This window comes from Streptomyces sp. NPDC047072, from assembly GCF_040643855.1.
In the GTDB taxonomy this organism is placed as follows: Bacteria; Actinomycetota; Actinomycetes; order Streptomycetales; family Streptomycetaceae; genus Streptomyces.
The window spans coordinates 1-8,618 of sequence record NZ_JBEYVC010000280.1; the positions used below are offsets into that span (position 1 = coordinate 1).

Consider the following 8,618-nt stretch of genomic DNA (forward strand, 5'->3'; position numbering starts at 1 on the left):
CCTGGTCGCCCGCCACGACCTCACCGTCGGCTTCGCCGCGCTCGCCCTGCTGATCGCGGTCTTCCTCGGCGCGATGCACGCGCTCGCGCCGGGCCACGGCAAGACCCTGATGGCGGCGGTGGCCGCGGCGCGCGGCGGCAAGGCCCGGATGAAGGACGTCCTGCCGCTCGCCGCGTCGGTGACGGTCACCCACACGCTGGGCGTGGTCGCCCTGGGTCTCCTGGTCACCGCGGGTTCGGCGGCGGCCCCCTCGGTGATCGCCTGGCTGGGCATCGCGAGCGGGGTCCTGGTGACGGGGGCGGGCGTGACATTGCTGCGCCGAGCGCTGCGCAGCCGTAGGCACACGGACGAGCACCGGCATGACCACGAACACGAGCACACACATGAAGAGACCGAGGAACGTCCCCTGGTCCTGGTCGCGGCCCACGCGGAACCCGCCGCGGCCACCACCGCACCCCGCGCCCACGCACACACCCACCACCCCCATGACCACAGCCACGATCACGACCATGGCCACAGCCATGATCACGGCCACAGTCATGACCACGACCACCCGCACCCCCACACCCACGACCACCCCCACACCCTCGAACACACCCACGGCGGCTTCACCCACACGCACGCCGTCGCCCCCACCGTCCGCGGCACGATCCTCCTCGGCTTCGCCGGTGGCCTGGTCCCCAGCCCCTCCGCCGTCGTCGTCCTCGTCGGCGCGGCCGCGCTCGGGCAGGCCTGGTTCGGCCTCCTGCTCGTCGTCGCGTACGGCGTCGGACTCGCCCTCACCCTGACCGCCGCCGGTTTCGCCGTGGTCAGGCTGGGCAGCGGAGTGACGCGGGTGCTGGACCGGCGCCCCCGGCTCGCGGCGAGCCCGCTGACCGCTCTGGTGCGCAGGACCGCACCTCTGATGTCGGCGTTGGTCGTCGTGGCGCTCGGGGCGGGTTTGGTGCTCAAGGGGGCGGCATCCGCACTCGGCTGAGCTACTTTTGTGAAGAAATCATGCGAAGTCGGCGGAGTGCGAAGGGGGACGCCCGTGTCCGAAGAACCGGGCAGTGAACGGGTGATCGCGGACCGCTACCGTCTCCTGTCGCCGCTCGGCGAGGGCGGCATGGGGACGGTCTGGCGCGCCCGCGACGAGGTGCTGCACCGCGAGGTGGCCGTCAAGGAGGTACGCGCGCCGCACGGACTGCCCTCGCAGGAGGTCGAGCGGCTCTACGCCCGTCTGGAGCGGGAGGCCTGGGCGGCGGCCCGGGTGGCGAACCGCAATGTGGTGACCGTGTACGACGTGGCCACCCAGGACGGCCGCCCGTGGATCGTCATGGAGCTGGTGCGCGGTATCTCCCTGGCCGACCTGCTGGACACCGAGGGCCCCCTGGCCCCGCAGCGGGCCGCGTACATCGGCGCCGAGGTGCTCTCCGCGCTGCGGGCCGCCCATGAGGCCGGGGTGTTGCACCGGGATGTGAAACCGGCCAACGTGCTGATGTCGAACGAGGGCCGTGTGGTGCTCACCGACTTCGGCATCGCGCAGGTCGAGGGCAGTTCCGCGCTGACGATGACCGGCGAGGTCATCGGTTCCCCCGAGTTCCTCGCCCCGGAGCGGGCGCTGGGCCGCACTCCGGGCCCGGAGTCCGACCTGTGGTCGCTGGGCGTGCTGCTGTACGCGGCCGTCGAGGGCAACTCCCCGTTCCGGCAGACCACCCCGCTCAGCACCCTGCGCGCGATCGTGGACGAGGAGCTGCCGCCGCCGCATCGGGTCGGTCCGCTCGCCCCGGTGATCGAGGGGCTGCTGCGCAAGGACCCGGCCGAGCGGCTGCCGGCCGACCGGGCCGAGCAGGAGCTGCGGATCGTCGCGGCGGGAGGCACGCCCCGCGCGGACACGGTGCCGGCGGCGCCGTACGCCCCCACGGTCGCGGCCCCCTTCCCCCAGGAGCCGCCGCCCACGGCGTACCAGCCCGCTCCGTCGTACCCCACCGCCCCCACGTCACCGACGTCGCCGACGGCCGACCGGGAGCCCGACCGCAACCGGCACGCCGGCATCGTGCTGATCATCGGCGTCCTCGCCATCGCGCTGGCCGTCGCCGGGCTGACGTACGCCCTGCTGAACAGAGGCGGCGACAACGACGGGCAGACCGCCAAGGACACCAACCCGGTGGCGAGTTCACCGACACCGACCGACACCGGGACCGAGGAGTCGGGCGAGGAGACCCCGACGCCGAGTCAGGAGGAGAGCAGGAGCAGCGCGCCCCCGGCGCAGTCGGTGGACGCCTCGCTGACCGGTTCGAACACCGACTACTCCGGCAGCTGTCCGCCGGACAGGTCCGCGGCTCCGACCTTCACGGCCACGCTGACGGTGAGCCGGCTCCCGGCGACGGTGACCTACCGCTGGGTGTCGAAGAACGGCTCGGTGAACGGCGACTGGAAGACGATGACGTTCCCGGCCGGTGGCGGAAAGTCGCAGCAGGACCGGCGGTTCATCACCACGGAGGACGACAGCGGGACGTTCCAGGACGTCATCAGCGTGGAGGTCCGCGACCCGGTCCAGGAGACGTCCAACTCGGTGCCGTTCTCCCTTACTTGTGTGGGGGAGACCTCGTCCCCTACGGGCGAGGCCTCCCCCACGGTGTCTCCCTGACCGAGGTCAGGCCGCGTTGCGGAACACCGGCAGGTAGCCGCCGGACTGGCCCGACGCGGTCGGGTGGTACGACTCGCCGATGTTGAGCAGGTTCAGGCTGTGCAGCCAGGCGCTGCCGGAGCAGAGCTCGTGGCCGGTGAAATTCCCCCGGACGTCGGCCCAGGCGAAGCCGTGGTCCGCGGCGCGCTTGGCGATGGCCGTGTCGAGGTAGTCCGCCGCGTCGTTGATGGCCTTCCGCTTGGTCTCGGAGAGGCCGACGCAGGTGGTGCCGAGCTTGTAGAAGCGGGGGTAACCGAGCACCACGACACGGGCGTTGGGGGCCCGGCCGCTGATCGCCGAGTAGACGTTGTCGAGTTGGGCGGGCAGCGTCGAGTCGACGTACGCCCGCGCGGTGTTGATGCGGGAGAGGCAGGAGCTGTCGGACTGGAGCACACAGGTCGTCATGACGTCGGAGAAGCCGGCGTCGTTGCCTCCGACCGAGATGGAGACGAGTGCGGTGGCCGAGGTGAGTGGGGTCAGCTGATTGGCCAGAACGTCACCCGTACGAGCGCCCGAGCACGCCGTAAAACTGAAGGACGAGGGTGAGTTGGCGGCCGCCCAGAGGTAGGGGTAGGCCTTCGTGCTGCGTTTGCAGTCGCCGCTGGAGCCGATGTAGCTGCCCGCGCCGACTCCCGAGGAGTAGGAGTCGCCGAGGGCCACATAGGGGCCCGTTGCGGCCTGGGCCGGGCCGGCCTGGGTGAGGACGGCGACGGTGGCGAGGAGGAGTGAGCTGACGTAAGCGGCAAGTCGGGAACGTCTCATGGAACCTCCCTTTAGCAGGATCTCTGCCACCACCGTCGTACCAACTACGCGCATCAACGGGAAGTGTCCATGCCAAAGGCACGTTTGATTTCATGCGCATGACAGATTTGTTGACTACCGCTCAACTCCCTTGATCTACGCAGGTAGTTGGTCCACCCTTTACCTCAGCCGGGAGCGGAACGCGACGCTCCAGGTCGTGTGCGCGTGCTCGCGCACACCCCCCACGGACGCGCGGCCGACCCAGCCGCGCGTCGCCTATGAGGAGGACTCCCTCGTAATGGCACAACTGCGTAGCAAGAAGCTCCGGTTCGCCGCGATAACCAGCCTGGCGACCGCCGCCCTCGTGGGCGGGTTCACCGCCCTCCCGGCTCAGGCCGCCCCCGCCGAGGGCAAGGTCCTTGCCGCCGACTCCCCCACGGCGATCAAGGACAGCTACATCGTCACGCTCAAGAGCGGCTCCGCCGGCTTCAAGGCGAGCTCGAGCGCCGGCAAGAACCTGGTCGAGGAGTACGGCGGCAAGGTCGACAAGACCTTCGGCACCGTGCTCAACGGCTACTCGGCCACGCTCTCCGCGACCGAGGCGAAGAGACTCGCGGCCGACCCTGCCGTGGCCACCGTCGAGCAGAACCAGACCGTCAAGCTGGCCGACACCACGCAGTCCAGCGCCCCCTGGGGCCTCGACCGCATCGACCAGGCCGCGCTTCCGCTCTCCGGGACGTACGCCTACCCGGACAGCGCGGGCAGTGGCGTGACCGTGTACGTCATCGACACCGGCGTGCGCATCACCCACACCCAGATCTCGGGCCGTGCCACCTACGGCTACGACGCGGTCGACGGCGACACCACCGCCTCCGACGGCAACGGCCACGGCACCCATGTGGCCACCACGATCGCGGGTACCACCTACGGTGTCGCCAAGAAGGCGAACATCGTGGCGGTCCGGGTGCTCGACAACAGCGGCTCGGGCACCACGGCCGGTGTGATCGCGGGCATCAACTGGGTGACCAACAACCACACCACCCCGGCGGTCGCCAACATGTCGCTCGGCGGCTCCGCCTCCACCTCGCTGGACACCGCGGTCGCCAACTCCATCGCGAGCGGCGTCACTTACGCGGTCGCGGCGGGCAACAGCTCCGCCAACGCCTCCTCGTACTCCCCGGCCCGCGTCGCCACGGCGATCACGGTCGGCGCCACCACCAGCACGGACGCCAAGGCCAGCTACTCCAACTACGGCTCCACGCTGGACATCTTCGCGCCCGGCTCCTCCATCACGGCGGGCTGGTACACCAGCGACACCGCGACGAACACCATCTCCGGCACCTCGATGGCGACCCCGCACGTCGCGGGCGCGGCCGCGGTCTACCTGGCGAGCCACACCTCGGCGACGCCCGCCACGGTCGCCTCGGCCCTGGTCAACGGCGCCACGTCCAACGTGGTCACCAGCGCCGGCACCGGCTCGCCCAACAAGCTCCTGAGGCTCGTCCCGTAGCAACCGCACATCCGTTCCCCGGAGATGCTTTGCGCCTCCGGGGAACACCCATGTCCAAGTCCATACCAGTTCGTCTTGACGGCTCGTACAACACTGAGCGACATTGAAGCCCGGCATCAGGCGCTTTCTGGGGGGAAACGTCGCCCATGCACATCACACGTATCCGGACATCCTCAAGGCCGTCGAGCGGTGAGGTCACGCCTCTGCTCGCCGGCGCCGCGACCGCCGTGGCGGCCTTCGGCGCACTCCTCGCGCTCACCGGCTCGCACTCGCCGCTGCGCGCCCCGCTCGTTCTCTTCTTCCTGCTCGCGGCACCCGCCGCCGCGATCGCCGCCGCCCTGCGCGGTCTCGATCCCTACGGCCGGCTGGTGGCCGCCGTGGCCGGCTCGGTCGCGCTCAACATGCTGGTGGCGCAGGGCATGCTGGCCACGCACCGCTGGTCGGCGCGCGGCGGTGTGATCGCGGTGACCGTCATCAGCTGCCTGCTCCTCCTGGCGGTGCTGGTGCGGCGGCGGCGCGGTGCGAAGGGCCGGGACATCTGACGTGGACATCAGCGTGTACCGTCCCGGCGAGCTGACCGCCGCCGACCGGGCGGCGTGGACGACGATGCAGTCCAAGGCCCATCTGCACGGTGCGCCGGAGCTGGCGAACCCCTTCCTGTCCCCCGAGTTCGCGCTGGCGGTGGGCCGGGTCAGGCGGGGCGTGCGGATCGCCGTGGTCCGCGATCCGAACGGCGAGCCCGCCGCCTTCCTGCCCTTCCAGCGGACGGCCGCCGGAGTGGGCCGCGCGGTCGGCCTCGGCGTCTCGGACGCGCAGGGCCTGGTGCACCGGCCCGGACTCGCCCTGGACACCCGGGAGTTGCTGCGCGCCTGCGGGCTCGCGGTCTGGGAGTTCGACCATCTCGTGGGCGGACAGGGGCTGTTCGAGGCCGGCGTCTCGGCCACCTTCCCCTCGCCGGTCATGGACGTGGACCAGGGGTACGACACGTATCTGGCCGAACTGCGGGAACGTTCACCCAAGTTCACCCGGACCACTCTCGCCAAGGAGCGCCGCCTCGGCCGTACCGCGAGCGCCGTGCGCTACGTCCACGACGAGCGCGATCCCGCCGCCCTGCGCACCCTGATGGAGTGGAAGTCCGCGCAGTACCGCAGGACCGGCCGCAGCGACCGCTTCGCGCACCCCTGGATCGCCCGGCTCGTGGAGCAGCTGTTCCACACCCGTTCCGAGCCGTTCGCCGGGATCCTGTCCGTGCTGTACGCGGACGGCAAACCGGTCGCCGCCCACTTCGGGCTGCGCACCGAGCGGATCCTCGCGTGCTGGTTCCCGGCGTACGACCCGGCGTACGCGAAGTACTCTCCGGGGCTGATCCTGCATCTGCGCATGGCCGAGGCGGCCGCCGCCGACGGCGTCGCGCACCTCGACCTCGGCCGGGGCCACAAGGAGTACAAAGACTCCCTGAAGACACGGGAGTTGACCGTGTCGGAAGGGTGGGTGACCCGCCGGCACCCGGTCGCGGTCGGACACCGCGTCCGCCGGGTTCCGGTGCGGGCACTGCGCAACACCGTCACGTCACGTCCGGAGCTGTTCGAGCCCGCCGACAGGCTGCTCAAGAAGATGGGCCGAATACGCTCTCGCGCGACTGTAACGGTCAAACCAACAAAAACGTGAGGCCTCGTTCCAGGTCTTGCCATACGGGTTCAATCGTCAATACCGTCGTACATCTCACCCGCATCGGTCGGTCACCAAGCGGCTCCAGGGGAGGGCTCAGGACCGCGACGGACCGGGGCGGGGCGCGGTAGGGGGGTGCTCGGTGATCGCGTTCTGGGTGATCGAGTCGTGCCGCGCGACCGGCTGTCGTTCTTCGGCGGCGGTCGGCCAGCTTTGCCAGCTCACTCACGCTCCGGGGAGACCTTCGTCCGGCATGCCATGAGTGAGATACCCCCCTTTCGAACCGGAGCACCGAAGCGGACCGTCCAGGGGCGGAGGGTCCACCGGACGAGAGGGAACCAGACTCATGAGTTCAGTTCTGCGCCCGCCGACTACGGGCCAGGATGCGCAAGCAGCCAGCCAGTACCGGCCGATCTCCACCCATCTGGCGATAGCGCCACCGGTGAGTGTCGTCATCCCCGCCATGAACGAGGCGGAGAATCTCCCGTACGTCTTCAAGACCCTGCCCGACTGGATCCACGAAGTGGTCCTGGTGGACGGCAACTCCACCGACGACACCGTCGCGGTGGCCCGGGAGCTGTGGCCGGAGGTGAAGGTCGTACGGCAGCGCGGCAGGGGCAAGGGGGACGCGCTGATCACCGGCTTCGAGGCCTGCACCGGTGACATCGTCGTCATGATCGACGCCGACGGCTCGGCCGACGGCAACGAGATCGTCAGCTATGTCTCCGCCCTCGTCTCGGGCGCGGACTTCGCCAAGGGTTCGCGCTTCGCCAACGGCGGCGGCACCGACGACATGACCTTCATCCGCAAGCTCGGCAACTGGGCGCTGTGCACGGTCGTCAACCGCAAGTTCGGCGCCCGCTACACCGACCTGTGCTACGGCTACAACGCGTTCTGGCGGCACTGCCTCGACAAGATCGACCTCGACTGCACGGGCTTCGAGGTGGAGACCCTGATGAACATCCGGGTGGTCAAGGCGGGGCTGAAGGTGCAGGAGATACCGAGCTACGAGTATCTGCGCATCCACGGCGCCAGCAATCTGCGGGCCGTCCGGGACGGTTTCCGGGTGCTCAAGGTGATCCTCGGTGAGCGGTCGAACCGGCGCGAGCTGCGCCGCCAGACCCACCACTCCCCGATGCTGGAGACCGCGCGGGGAGAGGTGTCTTGAGCGATCCCGACTTCTCCGTCGTGATCTGCGTCTACACCGAGGACCGCTGGGAGGACATCCTCGCGGCGGTGGCCTCGGTGCGGACGCAGTCCCGGCCGGCCCTGGAGACGCTGCTGGTCGTCGACCACAATCCGGCGCTCCTGGACCGGTTGACCAAGGAGTACAAGGAAGTCGAAGAGGTTCGCGTGTTCGCCAACGCGGGCCCCCGCGGCCTGTCCGCCGGGCGCAACACCGGGATCGCCGCCGCGCGCGGCGAGGTGATCGCCTTCCTCGACGACGACGCCGTCGCCGAGCGCGACTGGCTGCGCCACTTCGCCGCGGGGTACGCCGATCCGCGGGTGATGGCCGTCGGCGGCCGTACGGTCCCGATCTGGGCGTCGGGCCGCCGCCCCGCCTGGTTCCCGGAGGAGTTCGACTGGGTGGTGGGCTGCACCTACCGGGGCATCCCCGCCGGGGTGGTCCGGGTGCGCAACGTCCTCGGCGGCAACGCCTCCTTCCGGCGCAGCGCGTTCGACGCGGCGGGCGGCTTCGCCACCGGCATCGGACGAGACGGCGACAAGCGGCCGCTGGGCTGCGAGGAGACGGAGCTGTGCATCCGGCTCACCCGGGCCAGACCGGACGCGGTGCTCCTGATCGACGACCGGGCGGTGATCCACCACCGGGTGCCCGAGGCGCGCGAGCACTTCGCCTACTTCCGCACGCGCACCTACGCCGAGGGGCTGTCCAAGGCGCTGGTGGCCCGAAGTGTCGGCGCCGACAAGGGACTTGAGTCGGAGCGCCGGTACACCACCCGGGTCCTGCCGTCGGGGGTGGCGCGCGGGCTGCGGGACGCGGTCACCTCCGGGCCGTCCAGCAGCTCCTCC

At 70.4% G+C, this 8,618-nt stretch carries 7 protein-coding genes and 1 pseudogene; 7 read left to right on the forward strand and 1 reads right to left on the reverse strand.

Features of this window, described 5'->3' with window-relative positions; translation table 11 throughout:
- Both ABZ896_RS50685 and ABZ896_RS50690 read left to right on the forward strand, forming a co-directional pair.
- Window positions 1-976, forward strand: a pseudogene (locus ABZ896_RS50685) (nickel transporter); the annotation flags it as partial.
- A 54-nt stretch (window positions 977-1,030) separates the two neighbouring features.
- Window positions 1,031-2,629 carry a protein kinase gene (locus ABZ896_RS50690; RefSeq protein WP_360945628.1) on the forward strand — a complete coding sequence of 533 codons (1,599 nt, stop codon included), beginning with the start codon at window positions 1,031-1,033 and terminating at the stop codon, window positions 2,627-2,629.
- Window positions 2,630-2,635: 6 nt separating this feature from the next.
- Here ABZ896_RS50690 and ABZ896_RS50695 read toward each other — a convergent pair whose 3' ends face one another.
- Window positions 2,636-3,430, reverse strand: a complete 795-nt coding sequence (locus ABZ896_RS50695) for an SGNH/GDSL hydrolase family protein (RefSeq protein WP_360945631.1) — start codon at window positions 3,428-3,430, stop codon at window positions 2,636-2,638.
- Window positions 3,431-3,707: 277 nt separating this feature from the next.
- Between ABZ896_RS50695 and ABZ896_RS50700 the strand changes: the two genes are divergently transcribed.
- From ABZ896_RS50700 to ABZ896_RS50720, 5 genes are all read left to right on the forward strand, one after another.
- Window positions 3,708-4,919: a S8 family peptidase gene (locus ABZ896_RS50700; RefSeq protein WP_360945634.1), complete on the forward strand. Its 1,212-nt coding sequence runs from the start codon at window positions 3,708-3,710 to the stop codon at window positions 4,917-4,919.
- A 146-nt stretch (window positions 4,920-5,065) separates the two neighbouring features.
- Complete coding sequence (locus ABZ896_RS50705) at window positions 5,066-5,461, forward strand: hypothetical protein (protein WP_360945637.1); 396 nt, start codon at window positions 5,066-5,068, stop codon at window positions 5,459-5,461.
- A 1-nt stretch (window position 5,462) separates the two neighbouring features.
- On the forward strand, window positions 5,463-6,587 hold the full coding sequence (locus ABZ896_RS50710) for a GNAT family N-acetyltransferase (RefSeq protein WP_360945640.1): 1,125 nt from the start codon (window positions 5,463-5,465) through the stop codon (window positions 6,585-6,587).
- Window positions 6,588-6,933: 346 nt separating this feature from the next.
- Complete coding sequence (locus tag ABZ896_RS50715) at window positions 6,934-7,755, forward strand: glycosyltransferase family 2 protein (protein WP_360945643.1); 822 nt, start codon at window positions 6,934-6,936, stop codon at window positions 7,753-7,755.
- Window positions 7,752-8,618: glycosyltransferase family 2 protein (locus ABZ896_RS50720; RefSeq protein WP_360945646.1), on the forward strand; the 867-nt coding region annotated here is incomplete at its 3' end. The genes ABZ896_RS50715 and ABZ896_RS50720, both read left to right, overlap by 4 nt.

Bases quoted from the DNA above. Each gene is read 5' to 3' on its own strand.
- ABZ896_RS50700 (WP_360945634.1), top strand. From the start codon at position 3,708: ATGGCACAACTGCGTAGCAAGAAGCTCCGGTTCGCCGCGATAACCAGC.
- ABZ896_RS50695 (WP_360945631.1), bottom strand. From the start codon at position 3,430: ATGAGACGTTCCCGACTTGCCGCTTACGTCAGCTCACTCCTCCTCGCC.
- ABZ896_RS50705 (WP_360945637.1), top strand. From the start codon at position 5,066: ATGCACATCACACGTATCCGGACATCCTCAAGGCCGTCGAGCGGTGAG.
- ABZ896_RS50715 (WP_360945643.1), top strand. From the start codon at position 6,934: ATGAGTTCAGTTCTGCGCCCGCCGACTACGGGCCAGGATGCGCAAGCA.